This window comes from Modestobacter sp. KNN46-3 (assembly GCF_011039295.1).
Genome location: NZ_JAAKGN010000065.1, coordinates 1 through 24,424, shown reverse-complemented (window position 1 = coordinate 24,424; position 24,424 = coordinate 1). Strand labels below are relative to the sequence as shown.

The 24,424-nt window shown below is 71.1% G+C and carries 19 protein-coding genes and 1 pseudogene; 10 read left to right on the top strand and 10 right to left on the bottom strand.

Translation table 11 applies throughout. The features are described 5' to 3' along the window. Window positions 1-452: 452 nt before the first annotated feature. From fdh to G5C62_RS14725, 6 genes and pseudogenes are all read left to right on the top strand, one after another. A pseudogene (gene fdh / locus G5C62_RS14750) lies at window positions 453-3,803 on the top strand (formate dehydrogenase). 31 nt (window positions 3,804-3,834) lie between these two features. After that, window positions 3,835-4,962: a 4Fe-4S dicluster domain-containing protein gene (locus G5C62_RS14745; RefSeq protein ID WP_164701584.1), complete on the top strand. Its 1,128-nt coding sequence runs from the start codon at window positions 3,835-3,837 to the stop codon at window positions 4,960-4,962. Beyond that, window positions 4,959-6,080 (top strand): NrfD/PsrC family molybdoenzyme membrane anchor subunit, encoded by a 1,122-nt coding sequence (gene nrfD / locus G5C62_RS14740; RefSeq protein WP_164701583.1) that lies wholly within the window; start codon window positions 4,959-4,961, stop codon window positions 6,078-6,080. The genes G5C62_RS14745 and nrfD overlap by 4 nt, the downstream gene beginning before the upstream one ends. A gap of 195 nt (window positions 6,081-6,275) precedes the next feature. After that, window positions 6,276-7,016, top strand: a complete 741-nt coding sequence (locus G5C62_RS14735; protein WP_164701582.1) for an SGNH/GDSL hydrolase family protein — start codon at window positions 6,276-6,278, stop codon at window positions 7,014-7,016. 144 nt (window positions 7,017-7,160) lie between these two features. Beyond that, complete coding sequence (locus G5C62_RS14730) at window positions 7,161-8,027, top strand: acyltransferase family protein (RefSeq protein ID WP_164701581.1); 867 nt, start codon at window positions 7,161-7,163, stop codon at window positions 8,025-8,027. Next, window positions 7,961-8,302 carry an acyltransferase gene (locus G5C62_RS14725; RefSeq protein WP_164701568.1) on the top strand — a complete coding sequence of 114 codons (342 nt, stop codon included), beginning with the start codon at window positions 7,961-7,963 and terminating at the stop codon, window positions 8,300-8,302. Before G5C62_RS14730 ends, G5C62_RS14725 begins: the two co-directional genes overlap by 67 nt. 710 nt (window positions 8,303-9,012) lie before the next feature. Here the strand turns inward: G5C62_RS14725 and G5C62_RS14715 are convergent. Further along, window positions 9,013-9,630: a hypothetical protein gene (locus G5C62_RS14715; RefSeq protein ID WP_164701579.1), complete on the bottom strand. Its 618-nt coding sequence runs from the start codon at window positions 9,628-9,630 to the stop codon at window positions 9,013-9,015. A 238-nt stretch (window positions 9,631-9,868) separates the two neighbouring features. Between G5C62_RS14715 and G5C62_RS14710 the strand changes: the two genes are divergently transcribed. From G5C62_RS14710 to G5C62_RS14700, 3 genes are read left to right on the top strand one after another with little or no spacing between them, the layout of a single operon-like run. After that, entirely contained in the window at window positions 9,869-11,341 is a 1,473-nt protein-coding gene (locus G5C62_RS14710) for a polysaccharide biosynthesis tyrosine autokinase (protein ID WP_164701578.1), read from the top strand. After that, window positions 11,338-13,200: a nucleoside-diphosphate sugar epimerase/dehydratase gene (locus tag G5C62_RS14705; RefSeq protein ID WP_241175906.1), complete on the top strand. Its 1,863-nt coding sequence runs from the start codon at window positions 11,338-11,340 to the stop codon at window positions 13,198-13,200. Before G5C62_RS14710 ends, G5C62_RS14705 begins: the two co-directional genes overlap by 4 nt. Next, window positions 13,197-14,342 carry a DegT/DnrJ/EryC1/StrS aminotransferase family protein gene (locus G5C62_RS14700; RefSeq protein WP_206330653.1) on the top strand — a complete coding sequence of 382 codons (1,146 nt, stop codon included), beginning with the start codon at window positions 13,197-13,199 and terminating at the stop codon, window positions 14,340-14,342. The genes G5C62_RS14705 and G5C62_RS14700 overlap by 4 nt, the downstream gene beginning before the upstream one ends. Window positions 14,343-14,365: 23 nt before the next feature. On the opposite strand, the gene G5C62_RS14695 is transcribed toward G5C62_RS14700, so the two are convergent. The 9 genes from G5C62_RS14695 to G5C62_RS14655 form a co-directional block, all read right to left on the bottom strand. Beyond that, window positions 14,366-14,935: a GNAT family N-acetyltransferase gene (locus tag G5C62_RS14695; RefSeq protein WP_164701577.1), complete on the bottom strand. Its 570-nt coding sequence runs from the start codon at window positions 14,933-14,935 to the stop codon at window positions 14,366-14,368. Continuing rightward, window positions 14,932-16,089: a hypothetical protein gene (locus G5C62_RS14690; protein ID WP_164701576.1), complete on the bottom strand. Its 1,158-nt coding sequence runs from the start codon at window positions 16,087-16,089 to the stop codon at window positions 14,932-14,934. The genes G5C62_RS14695 and G5C62_RS14690 overlap by 4 nt, the downstream gene beginning before the upstream one ends. Further along, window positions 16,086-16,724: a sugar transferase gene (locus G5C62_RS14685; protein WP_164701575.1), complete on the bottom strand. Its 639-nt coding sequence runs from the start codon at window positions 16,722-16,724 to the stop codon at window positions 16,086-16,088. The genes G5C62_RS14690 and G5C62_RS14685 overlap by 4 nt, the downstream gene beginning before the upstream one ends. Continuing rightward, a complete protein-coding gene (locus G5C62_RS14680; protein WP_164701574.1) occupies window positions 16,721-17,704 on the bottom strand; it encodes a GNAT family N-acetyltransferase in 984 nt (327 codons plus the stop codon). Before G5C62_RS14680 ends, G5C62_RS14685 begins: the two co-directional genes overlap by 4 nt. Beyond that, window positions 17,694-18,902 carry a glycosyltransferase family 4 protein gene (locus G5C62_RS14675; protein ID WP_206330652.1) on the bottom strand — a complete coding sequence of 403 codons (1,209 nt, stop codon included), beginning with the start codon at window positions 18,900-18,902 and terminating at the stop codon, window positions 17,694-17,696. The genes G5C62_RS14680 and G5C62_RS14675 overlap by 11 nt, the downstream gene beginning before the upstream one ends. A gap of 11 nt (window positions 18,903-18,913) precedes the next feature. Beyond that, window positions 18,914-19,759, bottom strand: a complete 846-nt coding sequence (locus G5C62_RS14670; RefSeq protein ID WP_164701572.1) for a glycosyltransferase — start codon at window positions 19,757-19,759, stop codon at window positions 18,914-18,916. Beyond that, entirely contained in the window at window positions 19,756-21,012 is a 1,257-nt protein-coding gene (locus G5C62_RS14665) for a lipopolysaccharide biosynthesis protein (protein ID WP_164701571.1), read from the bottom strand. Before G5C62_RS14665 ends, G5C62_RS14670 begins: the two co-directional genes overlap by 4 nt. A 199-nt stretch (window positions 21,013-21,211) precedes the next feature. Then, entirely contained in the window at window positions 21,212-22,591 is a 1,380-nt protein-coding gene (locus G5C62_RS14660; RefSeq protein ID WP_206330651.1) for an O-antigen polymerase, read from the bottom strand. A gap of 168 nt (window positions 22,592-22,759) precedes the next feature. Continuing rightward, window positions 22,760-23,896, bottom strand: coding sequence for an LCP family protein (locus G5C62_RS14655; RefSeq protein ID WP_241175905.1), 1,137 nt, complete (start codon window positions 23,894-23,896; stop codon window positions 22,760-22,762). A gap of 207 nt (window positions 23,897-24,103) precedes the next feature. Between G5C62_RS14655 and G5C62_RS14650 the strand changes: the two genes are divergently transcribed. Continuing rightward, window positions 24,104-24,424 (top strand): LCP family protein (locus tag G5C62_RS14650; protein WP_241175904.1); only part of this gene is annotated, 321 nt, incomplete at its 3' end.

The following is a 24,424-nucleotide window of genomic DNA, read 5'->3' as shown; positions in this document are numbered from 1 at the left end:
TCCTGCGGATGCTCGACCGGGCGTCGCTCCGGGCCGCCCGGGCGCAGGTGGCGACGATGTTCACGCTCTTCGTGATCGCCGACCTGCTGACCGTGCACACGCTCTACCACCTGACCATCGCCCGGGAGTCGGCGGTGCGGCAGACCCGGCAGTGACCCCAGGTGGCGATCCGCACGAGGCTGCTGGGCTCACCGCACTCGGGGCAGTCGACCATCCCCTCGGCGCCGGGCCGGGGCTCGCCGGCGTGCCGGGCGTGGACGGCCGCGTCACCGGCGCACGGGCAGTCGAGGTGGGCTTCTGAGCAACGTGCATGGTCGGTTGCGATGGGGCGCCTCCTGGTGTCCCCGACGACGCTACTCAGGCGCACCAGCCCCCCGTGCCGCGTCGTCCTCCCGGAGGCGGGCCCGCGCGGAGGGACAGGGCGACCCGCGGGAGGGCTCGGCGCGCGAACGGTGCCTCCGGGTGGCAAGCTCGTCGGGGTGAAGACGTGGCTGGATGCATGGCCGGTGTTCCGGCAGCTGACGGGTCCTGACCCGCTGGGGCGTGGCAAGGCCGCGCGCAGCAAGGCGACAGAGCAGGTGGTCAGCCGCACGGCCACCGCCGACAGGGTGGTGCAGTCGGTCTGCCCGTACTGCGCGGTGGGCTGCGGCCAGCGGGTGTTCGTCAAGGACGAGCAGGTCGTGCAGATCGAGGGCGACCCGGACTCGCCGATCAGCCGCGGCCGGCTCTGCCCCAAGGGCAGCGCCAGCAAGCAGCTGGTCACCAGCCCGAGCCGGGTCACCACGGTCAAGTACCGCCGTCCGCACGGGACGGAGTGGGAGGACCTCGACCTGGACACGGCGATGGAGATGATCGCCGACCGCGTGCTCGACGCCCGCCGCAAGGGCTGGCAGGACGAGGTCGACGGGCACCAGGTGAACCGCACGCTGGGCATCGCGAGCCTCGGCGGGGCGACCCTCGACAACGAGGAGAACTACCTGATGAAGAAGCTGTACAGCGCCATGGGCGCTGTACAGATCGAGAACCAGGCCCGCATATAGCACTCCGCGACGGTCCCCGGTCTGGGGACCTCGTTCGGTCGTGGCGGCGCCACGAACTTCCAGCAGGACCTGGTGAACTCCGATTGCATCGTGATCGAGGGTTCGAACATGGCCGAGTGCCACCCGGTCGGCTTCCAGTGGGTCATGGAGGCCAAGGCGCGGGGCGCGAAGATCGTCCACATCGACCCGCGGTTCACCCGCACCAGCGCGCTGGCCGACCTGCACGTGCCGTTGCGCGCGGGCACCGACATCGCCTTCCTCGGCGGGCTCATCAAGTACGTCCTCGACAACGACCTGGACTTCCGCGAGTACGTCGTCGCCTACACCAACGCGGCGGCGATCCTGCGCGAGGACTTCCAGGACACCGAGGACCTCGACGGGCTGTTCTCCGGCTTCGACCCGGAGACCGGGCAGTACGACGAGACGACCTGGCAGTACGAGGGCGTGAACGTGCCCGCGTCGGCCGGCCAGCGGTCGCCGAGCCAGCCTGGTGGGTCGGCCTTCCGCGCGGACGGCAGCGACCGGCCCGACGACGCCGCGGACGACGGCACCGACGACGAGACCGAGGGCGTCAAGCAGTCCGACCAGCAGCAGGGCGCGCAGGGTTCGGCCGACATCCACGGCAGGCCCAAGCGCGACGAGACGCTGCAGCACCCGCGCTGTGTCTTCCAGGTGCTCAAGCGGCACTACGCCCGGTACACCCCGGAGATGGTCGCCGACATCTGCGGCATCGAGCCCGAGGTGTTCCTGAAGGTGGCCGAGTGGGTAACCGCGAACAGCAACCGCGAGCGGACGACGGCGTGGGTCTACTCGGTGGGCTGGACGCACCACACGGTGGGCGTGCAGTACATCCGGACGGCGTCGGTGCTGCAGGCGCTGCTGGGCAACATGGGCCGCCCGGGCGGCGGGATCCTGGCGCTGCGCGGGCACGCCAGCATCCAGGGCTCCACCGACATCCCGACGCTGTTCAACATCCTGCCCGGCTACATCCCGATGCCCCACGCCCAGCAGCACACCGACCTGGACAGCTTCTGCGCCTCCAGCGAGGACCGGGTCGGCTTCTGGGGCAACATGCGCTCCTACACGGTGAGCATGCTCAAGTCCTGGTGGGGCGACGCGGCGACGGCGGAGAACGACTTCGCGTTCAGCTACCTGCCCCGGCTGACCGGTGACCACGGCACGTACAGCACGGTCGCGAACATGATCGAGGGGAAGGTGCCCGGCTACTTCCTGGTCGGCGAGAACCCCGCGGTGGGCAGCGCGAACGGGCGGATGCAGCGCTTCGGCCTGGCCAACCTCGAGTGGCTGGTCGTCCGCGACCTGCAGATGATCGAGTCGGCGACGTTCTGGAAGACCGCTCCGGAGATCGAGACCGGGGAACTGGTCACCGAGGACATTGCCACCGAGGTCTTCTTCATGCCCGCGGCCACGCACGTGGAGAAGGAGGGCACCTTCACCCAGACGCAGCGGCTGCTGCAGTGGCGGCACAAGGCGGTCGAGCCGCCGGCCGACTGCCGCAGCGACCTGTGGTTCTACTTCCACCTGGGCCGCAAGCTCCGGGAGAAGCTGGCCGGGTCGACCGACCCGCGGGACCGTCCGCTGCTGGACCTCACCTGGGACTACCCGACGCACGGGGAGACCGAGGACCCCAGCGCCGACGCGGTGCTCCGGGAGATCAACGGCTACGGGCCGGACGGCGAGATGCTGTCGACCTACCTGGACATGAAGGACGACGGGTCGACCAGCGGTGGTTGCTGGATCTACACCGGTGTCTACGCCGACGGCGTGAACCAGTCCGCCCGGCGCAAGCCCGGCCGGGAGCAGGACTGGGTGGCTGCCGAGTGGGGCTGGGCCTGGCCGTCGAACCGCCGGGTGCTCTACAACCGCGCCTCGGCCGACCCGGACGGCAAGCCGTGGAGCGAGCGCAAGGCCTACGTCTGGTGGGACGAGGAGGCCGGCACGTGGACCGGTCACGACGTCCCCGACTTCGAGGCCACCAAGCGACCGGACTACGTGCCGCCGGAGGGCGCGACCGCGCAGGCCGGCCTCGGCGGTGCCGACCCGTTCGTCATGCAGGCCGACGGGAAGGCCTGGCTCTACGTGCCGGCGGGGCTGGCCGACGGCCCGATGCCGGCGCACTACGAGCCGGCCGAGTCGCCGGTCGAGAACGCGCTCTACGGCCAGCAGGCCAACCCGGGTCGGGAGGAGATCCAGGCTGCGTACAACCGGGGCAACCCGCCGCGCAGCACGGTCTACCCCTACGCGATGACCACCTACCGGCTGACCGAGCACCACACCGCCGGTGGGATGAGCCGAACGCTGCCCTACCTGTCGGAGCTGCAGCCGGAGTTCTTCGTGGAGGTCAGCCCACAGCTGGCCGAGGAGCGCGGGCTGGAGAACGGCGGCTGGGCGACGCTGATCAGCGCCCGGACGGCGATCGAGGCCCGGGTGCTGGTCACCGAGCGGATCCGGCCGATGAAGCTCAAGGGCGGCCAGGTCGTCGAGCAGATCGGCATCCCCTACCACTGGGGCGAGCAGGGGCTGTCCACGGGCGACTCGGGCAACGACCTGTTCGGCGTGGTGATGGACCCGAACGTGCACATCCAGGAGACGAAGGTCGCCACCTGCGACATCCAGCCCGGGCGGCGTCCGCGCGGCAAGGCGCTGGTGCAGTACGTGGAGGACTACCGGATCCGGGCGGGCGTCCAGTCGGGCCTGGTCCCCAGTGGCGGCCGGGCCCCGATCGAGGAGGGGACGAGCTGATGCGGCTCGACCCGATGGAAGAGGAGCGCTCGTGACGACCGTCAGCTCGGCGAGCCCGGCGCTCACCGGCAACGACCCGGCCAACCGGCTCTACGGTCCGCTGCCCGATGTGAGCGGGGAGGCCGGCTACGCGGAGGACCACCCCGCGCGGGTGGGCTTCTTCACCGACACCTCGGTGTGCATCGGCTGCAAGGCCTGCGAGGTCGCCTGCAAGGAGTGGAACACGCTCCCGATGGACGACGCGGACGGCAACCGCGACGCCATGGCGCTGACCGGGATGTCCTACGACAACACCGGCATGCTCGGGGCCAACTCCTGGCGGCACGTGGCGTTCGTCGAGCAGAGCCGGGCCGTCGACCTCCCCATGCCGGGGGTCGGGCTGCCGGGCGCCGGTGGCGCGGGTGCCGCCGCACCCGCGGCCGGCTGCGGCAGCGGCGGGGGCTGTGGGGGTGGCTCGGGCGACCCGCACGCCGTCTCGGCCGGTGGCGACGCCGACGGCGGGCTGACCGCGCAGTCCAGCGTGCTCAACGCCGAGGCGCTCAGCGAGTTCGACCCGCAGACCGGCCACTCGGCCGACCGGGAGATCCGCTGGCTGATGTCCTCGGACGTGTGCAAGCACTGCACGCACGCGGCGTGCCTGGACGTCTGCCCGACCGGCGCACTGTTCCGCACCGAGTTCGGCACCGTGGTCGTGCAGGGCGACATCTGCAACGGCTGCGGCTACTGCGTGCCGGCCTGCCCCTACGGTGTGATCGACAAGCGCAAGGACGACGGCCGGGTCTTCAAGTGCACGATGTGCTACGACCGGCTCACCGACGGGCTGCAGCCGGCGTGCGCGACGGCCTGCCCCACGCAGTCGATCCAGTTCGGTGACCTGGACGAGCTCCAGGCCCGGGCCGATGCCCGGCTGGCGACGCTCAAGGAGCAGGGCGTGCAGACAGCCCGGCTGTACGGGCGGGACGAGGACGACGGCGTCGGCGGCGCGGGGGCCTTCTTCCTGCTGCTCGACGAGCCGGAGGTCTACGGGCTCCCGCCGGACCCGATCGTCACGACCCGGGACCTGCCGTCGATGTGGAAGCACGCCCTCGGCGGGGCCGCCATGGTGATCGGCTTCGCGCTCTCGGCCGTGCTGGGTTCGCGGAAGGGGCTGGGTCGATGACCGAGGGGCTGGCGACACCAGGGGCCGGCTGGCGGCGGGCCGACGGCCCGCCGGCGCAGGCCCGGGAGAAGAAGCGGCGCAAGGGCGGCCGCCGCGGCGGTGGCCGGGACGGCGACCCGACGGTCGACGAGGCCGAGTTCACCTCCTACTACGGCCGGCCGGTCATCAAGCCGCCGGTGTGGAAGACGCCGGACGTGCCGCTCTACCTGTTCCTGGGCGGTGCTGCCGGGACGTCGGCGGTGCTCGGTGCGATCGCCGACGCGAGCGGGCGCCCGGCGCTGACCCGGGTCGCGCACTACACCGCAGGCGGCGCGGCGCTGGCCTCGGTCGGCTGGTTGATCCACGACCTGGGGCGGCCCGAGCGGTTCCTGCACATGCTGCGGGTGATCAAGCCGACGTCGCCGCTGTCGGTGGGGTCCTACATCCTGGCGCCGTTCAGCGCCCTCACCGCGGCGACCGCGGGCATCCAGCTGCTGGAGGCCTTCCCCGGTCTCCAGAAGTTCGGGCTGCGGCGGATCGCCGGCTGGTTCCCCGGGCTGCGGAAGGTCGTGGGGAGCACCGCTGCGGTCTTCGGTGGTCCGATGACCACGTACACGGCGGTGCTGCTGGCCAACACCGCCGTGCCGTCGTGGCACGAGCCGTACAAGGAGCTGCCGTTCGTCTTCGCCGGCTCCGGGATGGCGGCCGGCGGCGGCATCTGCATGGCGTTCACCCCGGTCGACGAGGCCGGGCCCGCGCGGAAGATGGCGGTCGCCGGCGCGGCGGTCGAGCTGGCCGCGATGCACAAGGTCGAGCACGACCACGGCATCGTCGGCGAGCCGTACCAGCTGGGCAAGGCGGGCACGATGATGAAGGCCGCGAAGGCCTGCACCGCCAGCGGTGCCGGGCTGACCGTGGTGGCTGGCCGCACCCGGGTCGGTGCCGCGGTCTCCGGTGCGCTCCTGGCCGCTGGGTCGCTGCTGACCCGGTTCGGCGTCTACGAGGCCGGCATGGCCAGCGCCCGGGACCCGAAGTACACGGTGGTCCCGCAGCGAGCACGGATGACCGCGCGCCAGGCTGAGGCAGCCGCCCAGGCATCGGACGGCGATCCGCATGAGGCGAGGTCCGTCGTCCGCTGATCTCTCGTCGGGAGGCGCTCGGATCAGCACCGCTGAGGCCGCGTGGGCCAGAGGCGTATTTGAGCATGGTGCGGCGCATGTTGTCGCGCGCGGCGGTTCGCCGGCGACGTCCCCCGGCTGGCAGGCAGCGCCGATACGGTCTGGCACATGCGGCGAAGATTGGGCCTGGCGCGTCCGCCGCGGTGGGCGATCGCAGTGTTCATTCTGCTTGTGGCTGCCAATGCCATGCTCGTTCTGGCCACACGGCAGCTGGACACGGCTGTGACGGTGGCCGAGCCGTACACGCAGGTGACGGCGAGGGCTGACGAGCTGACCGTGCCGGCAGTCACACCCTCGCCCACTCCGATGACGCCTGCGCCGGCGGCAGCGACTGAAGTGCTGGCGGTTTACGGGGACGGCTATGCGTTGGGCAACGAGCAGGGGGGTCTCGGCGTCGCCGGTTGGCCCGCCCTTGTCGCGGCGGGCAGCGGTATGACTCTGACCCTGCACGCGGCGCCGCAGGCCGGCTACGTCTCGGTCGGATCGACCGGCCAGAACTACCCTGGCCTCGCCGAGACCGGTCCTGTGCCGGACGCTGCGGTGACCTTGGTCGTCGGCAGCCGGAACGACCGCTCTGCTGACGCCGCGACGGTCCAGGCGAACGCCCAGGAGATCATCAGCGACCTGCGAGCCGCGGCCACGTCGACCGCCATCGTCATCGTCGGTCCGATCTGGACTGACGATGACGCACCGGCCGACATCCTCGCCGTCCGCGACGCGGTCGAGGCAGCGGCCACGGCTGCCGGTGTCACGTTCGTCGATCCGATCGCCGAGGGCTGGTTCGCCGAACCGACCGGGCTGATCAGCTTCGACGGCATCTCGCCCACCGACGCCGGCCACGCCCACCTGGCTGACTTGATCACCCCGCTGGTGAACGCTGCGCTCGGTCAGCAGTAGCGCGGCGGTCCACCCCGTCGGCGACGACCAACGTCGGAGGACCGGATGCTCCACGGAACTGCTGTCGACCCCACGGGACAACCGCCGGTGGCCCGGTGGCCCGGGGGCACTCACCGGCGGTCGCGGGCGGTCGCCCGCGGATGCGTGGACCCGCCGACGCCCCGGCTCGGGTACGAACCGGCGCTCGACGGTCTGCGTGCCGTCGCCGTCGCGGCCGTGATGGCCTCGCACACCACCTTGCCGGTGCCCGGGGGCAGCGTCGGGGTGGGCGTCTTCTTCGCCCTTTCCGGGTTCCTGATCTCCACGCTGCTGCTGCAGGAACAGGAGCGCACCGGCCGCATTGCGCTGGGAGCCTTCTTGCTGCGCCGCCTGCTGCGGCTCTACCCGGCGTTGCTGGTGCTGGGCATTGCTCTGGTCCTCTATGTGGTGGTGGCTCCTGGGCCGGTGCGGGGTCAGGAGACGATCGCCGGCGTCCTGCCCGCTCTGCTGTACTCGAGCAACTGGGTCCGTGCGCTGGGCGGTTTGGGGTATCTCGGACTGCTCGAGCACACCTGGTCCCTGGCGGTCGAGGAGCAGTTCTACCTTCTCTGGCCCGTGGTGCTCTCGGCCACCTTGATCGTGACCCGTCGGGTAGCGGCGGTCGGCGTGGTGGCGGTGGGCGGCTGCACAGCATCGCTGGCCGTTCGGCTCTCGCTTGCCCACGACGCCGACTCCTACGGTCGGATCGCCAACGGGCTCGACACCCAGGCCGACAACATGCTGGCCGGCTGCGCGGCGGCCGCGCTCGTCGCGTGCACGGCGAGGTCGGACAGGTCGAGAAGTTTGGTCCGCCGGGCGAGCAGCTGGTTGGTCGGTCCGAGCGCTGTCGTGCTGGCCGTCGCGGCTCTGCGGTGGCCGCACCACGGCGACACCGACCCGGTGCGCACGGCGATGACCGTGCTGGCGTGGCCGCCGGCGTCCTGGTGCTGCACGTGCACCTGGTTCCGCACGGCCTCCTCGCCCGCCTGCTGAGCTGGACACCGATGACGTACACCGGGCGCCGCTTCTACGGGCTCTACCTCTGGCACTACCCCGTTTTCGTCGTCCTCTACAACTCTGATCTGCAGCTCGGGGGCTGGCGGGCCTTGGCGGTCGGTTTCGCTGTCTCGTTCGTGGCGGCGGAGATGTCCTACCGTTTCGTCGAGCGCCCGTTCTTGCGGCTCAAGGAGCGGGTCGGTCCAGCACGACCTCGCGTTCGCCTCAGCGCAGTCGCGAGCGGGGCGGCGGAACCGGAGGCAGCCCGCTGATGCGCAGGGTGGGTGCCGTCGGTGGGCCACTCGCCTGAGGCCGAGACATGGGCGAATCGACGGTCGCACCTCCGACGAGCCCGGCGGCGGAACTCGCGACGGGGAGAACCGCTGACAGCGCGTCAGCGATCTCTGCGACGACTCGGGCGTGTAGTTCTGGTGGTCCCTCGATCGGGTCCTCGATGTCGAGTCGGGTCAGCCGCCCCCGGGCGGACCTCCGGGCCACAGCCAGAGCGGCTGCGAAGGCCTGGCCGGGTCGGAGCCCTGGATGACCGGCCAGCACATCTGTAGGCAGGTGGTGGCTCAGTACCGCCGCCTCCCGGAGGGTGAACACCTTGTGCATGGCCCGGGGGCTCGTCGAAACGACCGCCTCGCGATGCTCAGCGGTCATGGTGAGCACGAGGTCGGCGGCTTCGACTGCCGGGGGCTCCAGGGGGCTCGAGCCGAACGGGACGGGTGTGATGCCGCGGCGTTCCAGTGCGGCGGCCGTGAACGGGTGCAGGGGCCGCCCCCGCCGTGCCCGGGTTCCCGCGCTGCCGATCTCGATCGGGGCCGCGGCCGCATGCGCGACCCAGAGCTGCGCGATCTGGTGCGCAGCCGCGGACCGGCAGATGTTGCCTGTGCACACGAACAGCAGGTTCATGTTCGGACGCCCAGCCTGCGGTGCCTGCGGCGATAGCTGCGGCACCGCGCATGCCTTGACGGGGCTGTCACGCGAAGTTGAGGGACCGGGTCATGACAGCATCTTCGTCTGTCGTGCCGCAGAGCGCCTGCAGCAGCGGGACCAGCGCTCGGAACACCTGTTCCCCGACCTTCTGGTGCACCTCCGGACGCTGGCCGATCGGGTCAACCACATCGTCGTCCTCCTGATCGCTGCCTCGCCGGGAAGCTCGCTGGCGACCCAGTGCGGACACGAGTTCGCGCGCGCGGGTGTCCAGGACGTCCACCGGCGGCAGACCGGCCTGGTCGACACCACCCAGCAGCGCGGCTGCCTCCCGGAGGGTGTACGTGCGGAACATGGCGCGAGGCGCCAGCCGCAACACCGCCCGCCGGTGCCGGCGGGTCATGGTCAGCGTCAGGTCCGAGGCAGTGACCATCTCGGCGGTCAGCTGGCGGGCGGCGAACCCGGACGGGTCCCCTCCCAGGCCAGCGAGCACGAGGGCGGACGACGGTTCCATACCGCGGTCGACGACCGCGTGAGTACCCGCGCTCGCGGTTCCCACCACAGCGGCCGTCGCCCCGAGGGCATCGTCGAGGAAGGCTCGAGTCAACCGCTCCGCCATGGGGGAACGGCAGATGTTGCCCGTGCACACGAAGAAGATTTGCACGCGAGCAGTCAACCTTGGTCAGTGCGAAGGAGCCTTGAACCACAAGCCGACGAGAGTGTGTCCCCATCACAGTGAACTCGTTCGTCACAGAGGTTCGCTCGCGTCCCGTATCGGGTGTTTTCGCTCCAGGTCTGACGTCTTCGCGGGATAGCTTCCGCCCGATGTCATCGCCTGGTCGTGGACTGACGTCGCCAGAGGCGCACCAACCGGTCGGCGCCGCAGGCACACGGGAGTGAACGTGAACGTCAAGGAGATCCCCCAGGTCTTCAGGCTGGGGTGGTGGCTGCTGGCCATGGGCGCCCTCGCGGGCATGCTCGTGGCCGGGGTCCTGACCTACCTGTCCACTCCGCTGTACTCGTCGTCGACGAAGTTGTTCGTCTCGATGGGCGCGTCGACGGACACCTCTGCGGCCTACCAGGGAAACCTCTTCTCCCAGCAGCGGGTGGCGTCCTACGCGGACCTGCTCACCGGCGAGCAGCTGGCCGCCCGGGTGGTCGACGAGCTCGATCTCGGGCTCACTCCGGCACAGGTGGCCGCCAAGGTGCAGTCAACGGCGCTGCCAGACACCGTGATCCTCCGGGTCGTCGTCACCGACACCGAACCCACTCGCGCGTACGACATCGCCGCCTCGCTCGGCCGCCAGTTCACCGACCAGGTGAGTGAGTTGGAGACCCCAGCCGGTGCGGAGGTCTCGACCGTCAAGGTGACCACGGTCCAGGAGGCCACTCTCAACCCGGCCCCCATCTCACCGGACCGCACCGGCAACGTCGGGCTGGGCCTGGTGCTCGGATTGCTGGTCGGCGTAGGCCTGGCCGTGCTCCGGGTGCGGTTGGACAACACCGTGAAGACCCCAGCGGACGTCCAAGACGCGACGGCCAGCACGGTCATAGGCACGGTGCTGGAGGACCCCGAGCTCGCCCGTGACCACCTGGTCGCCGATCTCGACCGGCACTCCCTGAGCTCGGAGGCCTACCGCTCGATCCGCACCAACCTGCAGTTCCTGGACGTCGACCACCCGCCGCGGGTCATCGTCGTGTCCAGTTCGGTGCCCAGCGAGGGCAAGTCGACGCTGGCGGTCAACCTGAGCAACGTGCTCGCGCAGTCAGGCAGTCGGGTCTGTCTCATCGAGGCAGACCTCCGCCGGCCGCGGGTCACCCGGTACATGGGCCTGATCAGCGGTGCCGGCCTGAGCAACGTGCTCGCTGGCGAAGCTGCCTTCCACGAGGTGGCACAGCCGTGGGGAGACGGCCGACTGACCGTGCTCGCCGCCGGCCCGATGCCGCCCAACCCCAGCGAAATGCTGGGCTCGGCGCAGATGCGCACGCTGCTGAGCCACCTACGCGAGCACAACGACTTCGTCATCATCGATGCTCCGCCACTGCTGCCGGTGACCGACGCGGCCGTGCTGTCCGTGCACGCTGACGGCTGCCTGTTGTCCGCCCGGCATGGTCATGTCCGCCAGGCAGAGCTCTCAGAGGCAGCGCAGGCGCTCGCCCGGATCGATGCCCGGCTGCTGGGTGTCGTGCTCAACCGGGTGCCGATGGCCGCCGGTGCGGCCCGCGGCTACGGCTACGGCTACAGCTACGAACCCGACCCCGACCGTGCCACGCTCAAGCCCCGGGCAAAGGCGCACGGTTCGACCAAGCAAGGCCGTTCGCGGCCTCGGTCGCCGGAGACCAGCCCGCTGCGCACCGTCGGGTCCAGCCGGTGAGCGGCGTGGCGCAGCAGCCGCTGGCCCAGCGGGCACTGCCGGGCCGGCCGATGCTGGCCTGGCGGGTGCGGCGCTGGTCGCTGCTCGCGGTAGACGTGATGGCACTCCTCGCTGGCCTCGGTCTGGCGAGCGCTGCGCGCCGTGACTTCGACGTCCGGCTGATCGATCGGCCCGGACTGGTCGTGGCCTCCCTTCTGATGGCCTCGGCCTTCGTGATCATGTCGCTGTCATTGCGGTTGCCTCACGGTCGGCACACTGTCGGCAGCGCTGAGGAGTCCATGGCGATCGCGGTCGCCCTCGCGGGCGCGTGCCTCGGCACCGTGGCGATCACACTCGTCTCGGGGCCACCGCGGGTGGTGCCGCTGTCGGTGCCGATGGTCGCGGTGGCGCTGGCCTTCGTGCTGATGCTCGGCCTGCGTCTGGTGATACGGCACCAGCGGCGGTCCGCCGCACGGCGGCGCATCGGTGTGCCCACCCTGATCTTCGGCGCGGGAGTGGCCGGGGGGCAGCTCATCCGGTCGATGACCGAGTCGGTGGGCGGGCCGTACCAGCCGGTCGGGGTGCTCGACGACGACCCGCGCAAGCGGCACGCTCGGGTTCACGGCATCCGGATGATGGGCGGTCGTGAGGACATCGCCGCGGCGGTAGCACTCACCGGCGCCAAGCTGCTGATCATCGCGCTGCCCAGCGCTGACGCCGCGACGATCCGGGACATCTCCCAGCGCGCGACCGACGCCCGGTTGGTGGTCAAGGTGCTGCCCGTGTTGTCGGACATCGTGGGCAGCCGGGTGGACATCCGCGACGTGCGCGACATCGACATCGCCGATCTGCTGGGCCGCCGCCAGGTGGACACGAACGTGCAGGCGATCGCCGACTATCTGGTCGGGAAGCGCGTGCTCGTCACTGGCGCCGGTGGGTCGATCGGCCTTGAGTTGTGCCTGCAGCTCGCCCGGTTCCAGCCGGCTGAGCTGATCATGCTCGACCGCGACGAGTCGGCGCTGCACGCCCTGCAGTTGCAGCTGCACGGCGAAGCGCGGCTGGACTCCCCGGAGGTGGTCCTCGCCGACATCCGAGACAGCGAGCAGCTGACGGTGCTGTTCGCCGAGCGAAGGCCGGAGGTGGTCTTCCACGCCGCCGCACTCAAGCACGTCAACATGCTGGAGACCCACCCGCAGGAGGCGTGGAAGACCAACGTGCTCGGCACCCGCAACGTGCTGGAGGCAGCGACGGCGGTCCGGGTCGAGCGGTTCATCAACATCTCCACGGACAAGGCCGCCGACCCGGTCAACGTGCTGGGTCGCACCAAGCGACTGGCTGAGCAGCTCACCGCCGCCTACGCACAGGCCAATGACGGGGCCTTCCTGTCCGTCCGTTTCGGGAACGTGCTGGGCAGCCGGGGCTCGGTGCTCACCACCTTCGCCGCCCAGATCGCCCGCGGCGGGCCGGTCACCGTCACCGATCCAGACGTCACCCGCTACTTCATGACGATCCCCGAGGCGGTCCAGCTCGTCATCCAGGCCGGCGCCATCGGCCGGGACGGCGAGGCGTTGGTTCTCGACATGGGAGAACCCGTGCGCATAGCCGACGTGGCCCGGCAGCTGATCGCGATGGCCGACCGGCCGATCGACATCGTCTACACGGGTCTGCGCCCAGGCGAAAAGCTGCACGAGGAGCTGTTCGGGGAGAGCGAGTACGGCGTCCGGTCGGTCCACTCACTCATCACGCACGTGGCCGTGCCGCCGCTGGAGCCGGCCGAGATCAGCCGGATGGGTCGTCGCGCCGAGGACTGGGTGGCCGCCAGCCCCGCGGCCAGCTTGGCTGGACCGTGGGCCGACGAGTGTGTGATGGAACTCCGATGAGCATGCCGCCGGTGCTCGACCGAGTTCTGCTGTCGCCGCCGGATGTGGGAGCGCGCGAAGAGGAGATGGTGGTCGCGGCCGTCCGGTCGGGGTGGATCGCCCCCCTCGGCCCGATGGTCGACGAGTTCGAGGCGCGGATGGCTGCCCGGTGCGGCCGCGGTCACGCGGTGGCTCTCTCGTCCGGGACGGCTGCGTTGCACCTGGCCCTGCTGGAGCTGGGTGCCGGGCCGGGCAGCGTCGTCGTCGTCCCGACGCTCACCTTCGCCGCGACGGCGAACGCGGTCGTCTACACGGGTGCGACGCCGGTGTTCGTCGACTGCGACGAGCGGACCGGCAACCTCGATCCCGGATTGCTCGACCACGCCCTCGAGGTGCTCGGGAAGGAGGGCACACGCGTCGCGGCTGTCGTCCCGGTCGACCTGCTCGGCCGATGCGCGGACTATGCCGCACTGCTGCCGATCTGTGCACGGTTCGGCGTTCCCGTGGTCGCCGATGCGGCGGAGTCCCTGGGCGCGCGGTCCGCCGGCGCGCCGGCAGGTTCGCCCGGCGCGGCGGCTGCCCTGTCGTTCAACGGCAACAAGATCATGACAACGAGTGGTGGCGGCATGCTGCTCACCGATGATGCCGGGCTCGCTGCTCGTGCGCGGTACCTGAGCACGCAGGCCCGGCAGCCAGCCGCGCACTACGAGCACACCGAGATCGGCTACAACTACCGGCTGAGCAATCTGCTGGCCGCAGTCGGGCTGGCCCAGCTCGAGCGGCTGGACGAGATGCTCGGCCGACGGCGGGCGATCCGGGAGACCTATGCCGCGTTGCTGGCGGGCGTGGCCGGTTTTGAGGTCTTCCAGCGGGACGGCGACGCCGACGACAACTGCTGGCTGACCGCTGTTGTGGTCGACCCAGAGGTCACCGAGCGAACGGCGGCCGACCTCGTGTCCGCCATGGACGCCGCTGCGGTGGAAAGTCGGCCGCTGTGGAAGCCGATGCATTTGCAGCCGGTGTTCGCCGGATCACGGGTGTTCGCCACCGGCGCCGCTGAGCGGCTGTTCCAGCGAGGCGTCACCCTGCCCAGCGGATCGGCCCTGTCCGCCGGGCAGATCGGCCGGGTGTGTGCGGTGTTGGAGGAGTTCACCGCTGATTGAGCGGTGCCCCGGTTGGCCAGTGTTCAGCGACCGGTGACAAGCTCCCGGTAGGTGCCTGCATCCGGCAGCGCCTCGAAGTCCGAGCGCAGAGCTCCGACGTGCAGCAGGTCCACGGCGTGACCGTGCCGGCGCACGTGTCCCCGGGCCCGGCCCTCCACCACCCAGCCCGACTTCCCGCAGTAGGCCCTCTGGGACGCCAGGTTGTCGGCCAGGATCGTGCTGTACAGCCGCTCCAGACCCGCGTCGTAGAAGGCGAAGGCCATCACCGCCTTGATGGCGTCGGTGCCCAGCCCCTGCCCCCGGACGCCTTCCCGGCTGCCTAGCTTGAGCGCCGTCAGCGCATTGCGGTCATGCCAGTCGATGTCCCACAGCCCGGTGATGCCCACGGGCTGCCCGTCCGCGTCCTCGACGACCCAGCGCTGGGTGCGGCTGTCGCCACCTCGGTCGAACCAGGCCTCCTGCTCGGCCAGCGACGTCGGCCAGCCCCATCCGACGACGTTGCCGCGCACGCCGGGGTCGTCGTTCAGCGCCCGCATGAACGGCAGGTCGACTCGCTCGATCGGGCGGATGCGCACTCGTTGGCCACGGATCACCGCGGGTCTCCTCCTGCTGGGTGGATGAGCGCACCGGCGATGAGGCGGGCGACGCACATCATGTCGGCGGGCTCGTAGCGCTGGTCGACGGGGACGGACAGGTAACAGGTCGGCCACGGCCGGCGCTGGGGCACCAGCTCGCTGGGTGGCCAGTGCCGTGGGCAGAACACCCCTGTGGCGGCGAGAGCGCGCTGGAGGGCTGGGGCGTCTTCCACCTGCAGCAGCAGGTGGGAAGGCACCGAACCGGCTGTCGGCGGGGTCACGACCCGGCAGCCGGGGACGCCGGTCAACGCTCCGGCGAGGGCGGCCGCGTTGTCCTGCCGGCGGCGGGCGACGGTGGCCAGGTCGAGCTGCGCGAGCAGCCGCCGGCTGGCCCGGCTCATCGGCCGCGGCGCTGTGCGGGTCTCGACCAGTTCCTCGGCCGCCGTGAACAGTGGCAGGTGCGCTCGATCCTTCCCGTCCCCTCCCAGGTGGCCGACCTTGGCCACCATCGCGGCGGTGCGGATCCGGGTCACCCCATTGTCCTCTGGCGCTGCTGCACTCATCCCCGATTGGACATCGACCACGCCGGTCGGTGGCTCGAGCTCGGGTGGGAGGCGGACATAGGCGCCGTCGGCGACCGGTAGGAGCTTGCGCAAACTGGCCATCCGGATGTCGGCGATGCCGTGCTCGGGCGCGAGGGCGAGGTGCGTCTCATCGGCGACGACGACGGCACCGTGGTCCTGCGCGACGCGGAGCTGGGCGCGCAGCGCGGCCGGTGTGGGCCGCCCGAAGTAGGCGGCGTGCAGCACGGCCGTGGTCCTCGCCGGCCCGAGCGCGGCTGCGACACCGGCGGGTACGACCTGCAGGTCGGCGTCGACCGGCACCGGGACGAGCTGCCAGCCGGCGACGGCGAACGGTTGCACCATGCTGTCGCAGAGGTACTCGGGCACCAGCAGCCGGGTGAATCCCGAGGCACGCAGCGCCGCTTCGACGACGGCGAGCGCCTGACGGCCGGACTCGACGTAGCGGTACCGCCGATCGTCGTCCGCCCCCACCCACGGCGGCGTGCGCTGCGCACCCAGCCGGTGGTGGCCCAGCAGGTCAGGGGTGACCGTCTCGAAGTCGCCGCCGATCTCCCACCGGGGGGCGACGACCGGTGGCGCGCCGGTCATGCGGTGCTGGGCAAGGGGCCCAGGTCGTCGACCTCGGTCGCCGTCTGGCCGTGATGAATTCCCGAGCCACGCAGGGCGACCGGCACGGTGGCCAGGAGCACGGCGAGATCGCCGCGCAGCGAAATGCGCTCGGCGTACTCCAGGTCCGTCTCGATCCGCGTGGACCAGGGCGCATCGTTGCGGTGACGCACCTGGGCCAGCCCGGTGAGTCCCGGGCGGACGGCCAGCCGGCCACGCTGCCGTGCGGTGTAGCGGGCGACCTGGTCGGGCAGGGTGGGGCGCGGACCGACGAAGCTCATCTCACCCTTGGTGATGTTCCACAGCTGGGGCAGCTCGTCGAGGCTCCACCGGCGCAACACCCGACCCACGCCGGTCACCATGTCGGCGCTCGGGTAGCCCTGCGACCGCACTTCGGCGTCGGTGACCATGGTGCGGAACTTGTGCACCCGGAACTCGACACCGTCCCGGCCGACCCGGCGCTGGGAGAAGTAGACGGGGCGGCCCGACGTGATCCGGACCGCGGCCGCGCAGGCGGCGTGCAGCGGCGCGGAGGCGGTCAGCATCAGCGCGCTGCCGACGAGGTCGACCGCACGCTTGCCGTACCGGGCGTACCGGGTGCGGGGCCGGCGGGTCATGCCGTCGCCCGGTAGCGGGGGAAGAAGGGGGTCGCGACGGCCCGCCCGGCGCTGAGCCGGTCGTACTGCACCGGGTCGACGACGAGCCCGCTGGCGCGGTACAGCAGTTCGCGTCCGCCGAAGGACTCCTTGAAGCGGTGCAACGCGTCGTGCGCGGTCATGCCACCCCCCAGGTGGAAAGAGGTCACCCCGTGCTCGGGGGCGGTCCGGCAAGCCGACCACAGCAGCAGGTTGGTCGCACCGGAGGCGGCGCCCTCGGGATCGGAGCCGGAGAGGTGGTAGTGCATCAGGTCCCCGTGCAGCATGAGCAGGCAACTGGCGATCACGGCGCCTGCCATGTCGCGCACCTCGGCGACCAGGAGGTCGGGCCCCAGGGCGTCGAGGAGTCGGGTGTAGTAGCGGGTCGGGAAGAGGTAGCCGGCGGAGGCGCCCCGGCGGCGCATCGTGCCTTCGTACAGTCTTCGGAAGGGGGCCTCGTCGGCGAGGTCCGCTGCGGTGGCCGGCCGGACGTCCGCGGTGCCGCCGAGCTTCTCGGCCTTGCGCACCGAGGTGCGGCAGCGACCGCGCAGCTGGGCCCAGGTGTGCTCCGGGTCTGCGACGTCGACCAGTCGGGTGGGGTGGCCGGTGACGACCGATACAGCTCCCTTTGGCAACGTCCCCTGCGGGACCCACGGTGAGTGTCGGAGGAAGACGCTGACCACGCCCAGGTCGCGCAGCTCCACGAGGACGTCGGACCAAACGGCGGCGGCCTCGGTCGGCTCGAGCCCGGGGTCGACAGCGACGCCGGCGTAGCCGTAGGGCGAGATCGCATCCGACAAGCCCCCACCCAACGGGCGAACCACCAGCGGCATCTGCCAGGCGCCGCCGAATCGCTGCACGCTGATCCATCGCTCGTCGGCGTGCTCGTCGGTGACCGCAGCCCCGTACCCGCGGGTGAAGTAGACGTCGGGGTGGGCGAGCATCCGGCCCTCACGCGGCATGGGAGGACTCCGTGGTGGTCAGGACCTGCTGGAAGGACGCGAACAGCCGGTCCCGGTTGAAGTCGTTCGCGGCCAGCATTCGGGCCGCGGCCCGCGCATCCGAGAGTCGCGACTCGTCGGTCAGCAGCTCGCTGAGGGACGACGCGGCGGCGCCGGGGTCTCGGGAGAGCACGATGCCGGCGCCGGTCTCCTGCAGCACGTCAGCCAGCCAGCCGCCGTGGTTGATCGCCACCGGACGGCCGGCCGCCAGCGCGTCGAAGAACTTGTTCGCCGAGTTGGCAGTCAGTGCGGGGACGTCGACGAAGCAGGAGAACGCGACCGTGCAGGCGCGGAACCAGGCGGCCACCTCGGGCTTGGGCACGCTGTCCAGCACGATGCATGAGTTGTCGTCCAGACCGAGCTCCGCCGCAAGCCGTCGGGTCTGCTCGAACTCCGCACCCTGGCCGATGAGCACGACGACGGCCTGTGGGCAGCGGTGGCGCAACTCGGCGGCGACATCGACCAGCCAGCTGATGCCGTTGGCTCGGCCGAAGGTGCCGGCGTAGAGGAGTACCGGCCGGGTGGCCACCCAGGGCCGGTTCTGGATCAACTCGTCGTCGGCGGTGGTGCGGGTGCCGAACATGTCGATGTCCGAGGCGTTCGGGATGACCGTGACCGGCACGTCGGGGTCGACGGCGCGCACGCCCGCGGCCATGCCGGGGGACAGCGCGATCACGTGGTCGGCACGGTGGTAAGCCCACCGTTCCAGCAGTTCCGCGGCTCGGCGGGCGGGCCAGAACCGGAGCACGCCCATCGCGATGGGCACCTCCGGCCAGAGGTCGCGCACCTCGAGCACCATCCGGCAGCGATTGCGCCGGGCAGCCCAGGCCGCGGGGACGGCGACGGTCAGTGGGGTGCTGGTGCCCAGCACGACGTCCTGGGGCAGTCCTGCGGCCCTCCGCGAGGAGGCGACCATGAACTGCAGGAAGGCCAGCACGCGCCGCCAGGGCCGCATGCTGTTGTCGTACGGGACGTCGACCCAGTGGACGTCGATGCCTTGTTCGGTGGTGCGGTGCCACCGGGCGCTGCCGCTGCGTCGTCCGCTGGCGGTGCGGGCGGTGACCACGGACACCTGGTGCCCGGCCGCGACCAGCCTCCGGGCGAACTCGTAGGAGCGGGTACCGCCGGACATCGCGGGGGTCCGGAAGTGTTGGTGCACGTACACGATCCTCATGTGGCGCTCGACTTTCCCCTGCGTGCGGACGAGACACCCGCCTCGTCGACCCGGCCGGTGATGAGCCGGTGGGCGTGTGCTGCGGCCTCGCGCTGGGCGCGGAAGAGCCGCCGGGACCGCTGCCCAGTGGCTTGGTGCTCGCGGTGCACGACCTCCAGCGAGGGCTCGTACCGCACGTCGAGGCCGAGGCGGCGGGCACGCTCGCCGACCGTGACCTCTTCGCCGAAGAGGAACGGCGGGTGGTCGAAGCTGCCGCCGACTTGTGACCAGGCGCGCGGGAAGAGCATGAACGACCCGTGCGGGGCGTAGACCTGCTGTGCCGGTTCGGACTGGACCGTCGGGATCGCCCGCTTGCGGGCGGCGACGGCCTGCGCGGCCCGGGCGGACAGCCGGGTCGAGAGCACCAGCCGGCGGAAGAGCATCCGGCGCGCGGTGGGCCGCTGCGCCATGTAGGGGTTCTGCGGCCGGCCGCTGGGGAGCGCGACGATGTGCGGGGCGAGCAGCGACGTGGGCCGGTCCAGCGCGCCCAGCCGGGCGGTGAACGCCGGGCCGGCGAGCTCCAGGTCGACGTTGCACACCGCGACCCAGTCGGCGTCCGTTGCCCGTTGGGCGGTGAACCAGGCGACGGCGCGGAAGTAGCCGAGGTTGCCCGGGGCGCGCACCACGTCGACCCGCGGGTCCGTTGTCAGCGCGCGCAGCCGCTCGGTCTCCTCGGCTGATTCGCTATTGTCGATCAGGGTGAGCTGCCAGTCTGGCCGTTCCTGGCCCAGGAGGGAGCGGACCAGCCCACCGGCCTCGCCAGAACCGAAGTAGTTCACTGCCAGCAAGTGCAGCAGGGTCATCGCTGCCCACCTGTGCCGCGCAGGTGGGCAGCCACGGCCCGCCGGCCGACGATCGCCGAGAGTGCCACGTACGTGCTGGCCCCGGCGGTGAACGCGACCGCGACACCGAGCTCGCCCAACGCGGACGCCAGCGCCACGTTGAGCACGCAGGTGACGGCCAGGCTCACGACCAGAAGGCCGAGCATCGTCGGCGTCCGGTCCATCGCTTCCAGCGGCTTGTGCACCAGCTGGGCCAGCTGCCACAGGGAGCCGCCGGTGAGCAGCACGGCGAAGGTCCCGACTGCGATGGGCTCGGCGAGCAGCCGGTCGGCGAACAGCCAGTAGCAGGCGAAGCAGGCCGCTGCCACCAGGGCGGTCCCGCCGGTGAGCAGCACCGTTGCCCGACGCCAGGTCCGCAGGCTGGCGCGTTCCTCGCCCGCGTTCCAGCGCCGCATGAAGGCCGGGTGCAGGAACATCACCAGCGGGGTCACGAACATGCTCATCCCGCGCACGCCGAGATCAGCCGCGGCGGCGTAGTGCCCGGCGCGCTCGAGCCCGTACAGCTCGGTGATCACGAAGCGGTCGAGGTAGATGAGACTGCCCGACGCGGTCAGCCAGATCGACATCGGCCAGCCGTACCGCCAGTGCGCTCTCAGCACCGCGGCGGCAGGCACGCGGGGGCCGCCGGTGGCCGGCTGGCCCCGCCGGGCGATGGCCAGGGCACCGGCGGTTCCGGCCGCGGTGGCGAGCACCAGGGCCCAGCTGGTGACCTGCCCGGCCAGGGCAAGGACCACGGACACGACCAGGGCACCGCCCACCCGGACCAGCTCAGCGAGGGCGTAGCGGGTCGATCGGCCGTCTCGCTGCAGGGTGGTCTGCGCCACGCTGTAGCGGCCGGTCAGCAGCAGGCTGGCCGCGGCGACGACCAGGAGCGCCACCAGGTCGGCGGGCCGGCCGGCGTTCGGGCCGATGAGAAGGGCCAGCGGGACGACGGCCAGCACGGCCGTCGACTCCACCAGCAACCGGGTGCGTGCGGCGACGTCTTCGTACTGCGGGGACGTGCCGCCGCTGTGCCGCAGGATGGCCTGCCGCAGCCAGCCACCGGACAGTGAGGTGCCGACGAGTGCGGTGGCCCAGTAGAGGGAGTAGAGCGCGTAGTTGGCCGCGCCGTACAGGTGCAGCCAGACCGGGACGCTGACCAGGGTCAGCACCCCCGGAACGGCCCGGGCCGCCCCGAAGCCGGCGACCACTCGGATGGCGATGAGCCTGTCCACGCGCGAACGCCGGACGCTCGTCGCACCGGGGCCCAGTTCGGGCTCACTGATCAGGAGCTGCTCGGGCTGCACGCCAGTTCCTGCCGTCCGTGGCATGCCGCCACCGTAGCCGGGCTCGTGGGCCGGCTCGGGCAGGTCACGCGGCCGCTGGGGCGGATGGGTGCGGGGTGGCGGGTGTGAACGATGAGCCGTTGCCGGTTCAGCTCTCGGGCGGCGCCCCGACGGAGGCGAGGCGTACCCGGTCGGGCGTTCGGGGGTGCGTCGGCGCCTTCGGTCGGGGCCAGGTCCTCGGGGACGTGCGGGCTGCCGCCTCGGTGCCCGGCGGCACTGCGACAGCGCCGGCGGGCCAGCTGAGGACGACGGCGGCGAGCCCGATGGCGAGAGCGACGTTCGTGAACATGAACGGCGGCTGCGTGGAGCTGTTCAGCGTGAAGGCGTAGGCGCAGGCCAGCATGACCAGGCTCACGCCGTTCGGGCGGCGGATGAGCCAGGTCCATGCCCTGGTGGCAGCGAAGCCGAGCAGCGCGGCCGCGATCGGAGCTCCCACGATGCCGAAGTCGTCGATCAGGAAGCGCCACACCGAGTAGATGTTGCTGACCGACAGGCCGGGCCCGAGCGGCAGGAAGTCGTCGTAGCCGCGGCTCTGCCCGCCGGAGCTTCCGCTGATGCCAGCGAACGTCGCCGTGCCCCAACGCTCCGGGAAGGTCGGCGCGGAGTCGGTGAAATACTGGGAGAAGACGGGCATGTAGCCGACGGCGTAGCCGACCAGCTTCTCGGCGATGACCTGCCGCATGTCGGCACTGAAGGAGCCGACCCGGACGAACGCGATGCCGATGAAGGCGGTGGCGACAGCCAACCCAGCGCCGAGTGCGGTGATCACTGCCCGTGGGCTCATCCGCAGAGTCTCGCCCCGGTCGTGCACGCGGGCGGCGAGCCAGCTGGCGGCCAAGAAGAAGGCGACCATGAGCATGCCGGCCCGTGCTGTGGTCAGCAGGGCGTAGAGGAAGGATGCAGCCAGGGGACCGACGACGCAGGAGATCGCGTGGCGCCGTGGGAGTCCGCGGGCAGCGAGCGGCGCGACGATCGCGGCGGCGTAGGTGATCGACATGAGCAGCGGCACCACCAGCGGGGTGGAGCTCTGCCCGGTGTACCGATCCTGTGAGAACGCGGCGGCCGCGTTCATGAGCGCCTGCGCGGAGAAGATCGACGTGACCGAGTAGCCGTTGGCCATCTGGACGATGACGGTGGCCAGGACGCCGGTGACCGTGCCCGCTGCGGCCAGTCCACGGAGCAGCGGCCCGTGGAACGGGTGAGGAGTCACCCCGACAGGCCGGGTGGGAATATGGCCGGCAGCGACCCAGGAACCCAGGCAGAACCCCCCGACCAGGGCGACCACGTACCAGACCGCGGAGTCGGAGGAGTAAAAGGTCGGGGCGACGAGCGGTGGCAGGGCGAGGCCCGCCGTCCAGAACAGCGCCAGGAACGGGCCGGGCGCCAGCCAGCTGCCGTGCGCTCGCCGCAGGATGAACCCGATGCCCAGGAGGGCCATCACGGCGTAGGGGACGGTTCCCGACACCACGTCACCTCCGCTGCTCGGATTCGTTCGGGGGACTGTATGACAGATCGGGCGTACGGCCCGGGGCTCGCCGACAGCACTTCTCTGGTGCACACCCCAGCGTGCTCAGCCGTCCCGTCGTTCACAGCAGAGGTGTTTCCCACCGCGCGCTGACCGGGGCCCGGGCTGCCCTCAGCGCGGGGTCTCGGGCAGCGCCTCGTCGCTGAACTCGGCGGTGTTGCTGCTCAGGGAATCGGTCTGGAGGTAACCCCACATGCGTTCGCCGGTGGTCGCGTCGAGGTAGACGACGCTGGCGGTGCCTTCGCGGCCGGTGCCCATCACAGGGGCGGTGAAGAAGGCCACGTCATCGGGACGGATGCTGCGCGCGAAGTACCCGAGGGTCAGCAGATCAGTGGTCCCCAGGGTGTCGTCGACGGCGACCGCACTGGCGACTGTGCGCAGAACGCTGTCGAGCTCACCGAGCTCACCGAGGTCGCTGGCGGTAGATGACGAGAAGAGCTTGCCGAACATCGAGCGCAGGTAGTTCTGCTGCCGCTTCACCCGGTCGAAGTCACCCCCCGGCAGGCCGTAGCGCTGAGCGACGTACGCCTTGGCCTGCTCGCCATTGAGGTGGTTCGGGCCGGCAGTGAACGTGTATGCGCCGTTGCTGGTCGTCTCCGGTACGACGACGTCGACCCCGCCCAGGTCATCGGTGACCTGGATCAGCCCAGCGAAGCTGATCGCGGCGTAGTGGTCGATGCGCACACCGGTCAGCTGCTCGACGGTCTGGATCAGCAAAGGAGGGCCGCCGAAGGCGTAGGCGGCATTGATCTTGTTCATGCCGTGCCCGGGGATGTCAACCCAGGAATCGCGCGGGATCGAGATGACTTGGGCATGCTGCCGGTCTGCGGCTAGGCGGGCGATCATGATCGCGTCGGATCGGGCATCAGGCAGTTCGCCCTCGTCCAGCTGGGCCCGGGTGTCCGACCCGACGAGCAGGAAGGTCACTGGCGCACCACCGCTGGCGACCTCGCTCGGGGCGGCCGGTCGGGAGTCCTCGTCCATGTCGGCGAAGACGTCTCCCACCCGGTCGATGTTGCCGCCGTATCGGTTGGTCAGGTACCACACGCCCCCGCCCGCCACGAGCACCACGACGAGCATCAGGACGCCGACGGCGACGAGTGCCCTGCGCAGCCTCCGGCGCCGTCGACGGTCGTCCGGTGAGTTTCCAGAGCTCGCTCCACCGTCGGGTGGGCCTTCGGCGATCTGGCCTTCCGACGAATCGGCCTGGACAAATCCGGGTCGGGCATGGGAGAGGTCGAGGGCCACGGTGTCGACCTGGCGGGGTGTGGCAGCTTCTCGGTCGTGCCCGAGCGCTCGGTTCTCGTCCATCACAGGTTCCCGTCTCCGCTTGGCATCGCGGAGGACTGTAGGTGAGCAGTTCTCCGCGACGGACCATTTCGGCCGCTCCTGTGACGGCGGAGCAGTGCGGGGTGGATGAGTCGGCCGGCGCCCGTCGTCCGGCAGACGTTGGGGATGGTGCTGCACCGTGCCGCTGGGACGTCGGCGACGCGGGGCAGACCTCGGGAGAGGACCGAGCTGCCGCTGGCCCGGCGGCGGCCGGAGTTCTCGTGGGGGGATCCGCGTAGCGGATGTCCTGGTCGCCGCCCAGGTCGTTCGCGCCGCTGCCCGGATCCGGAGTCCCGCGGAGATCGTCGCGACTACTACGGCGCGATCAGCTTCGCTGGGCTGATCCAGGTCACCGATGACCTGGGCGGGGTCGACGTCGTCGTACCGGAGACGACCAGCAACGGCGCATACACGTTCACTGCCGGCCCGAACCACCTCAATGGCGAG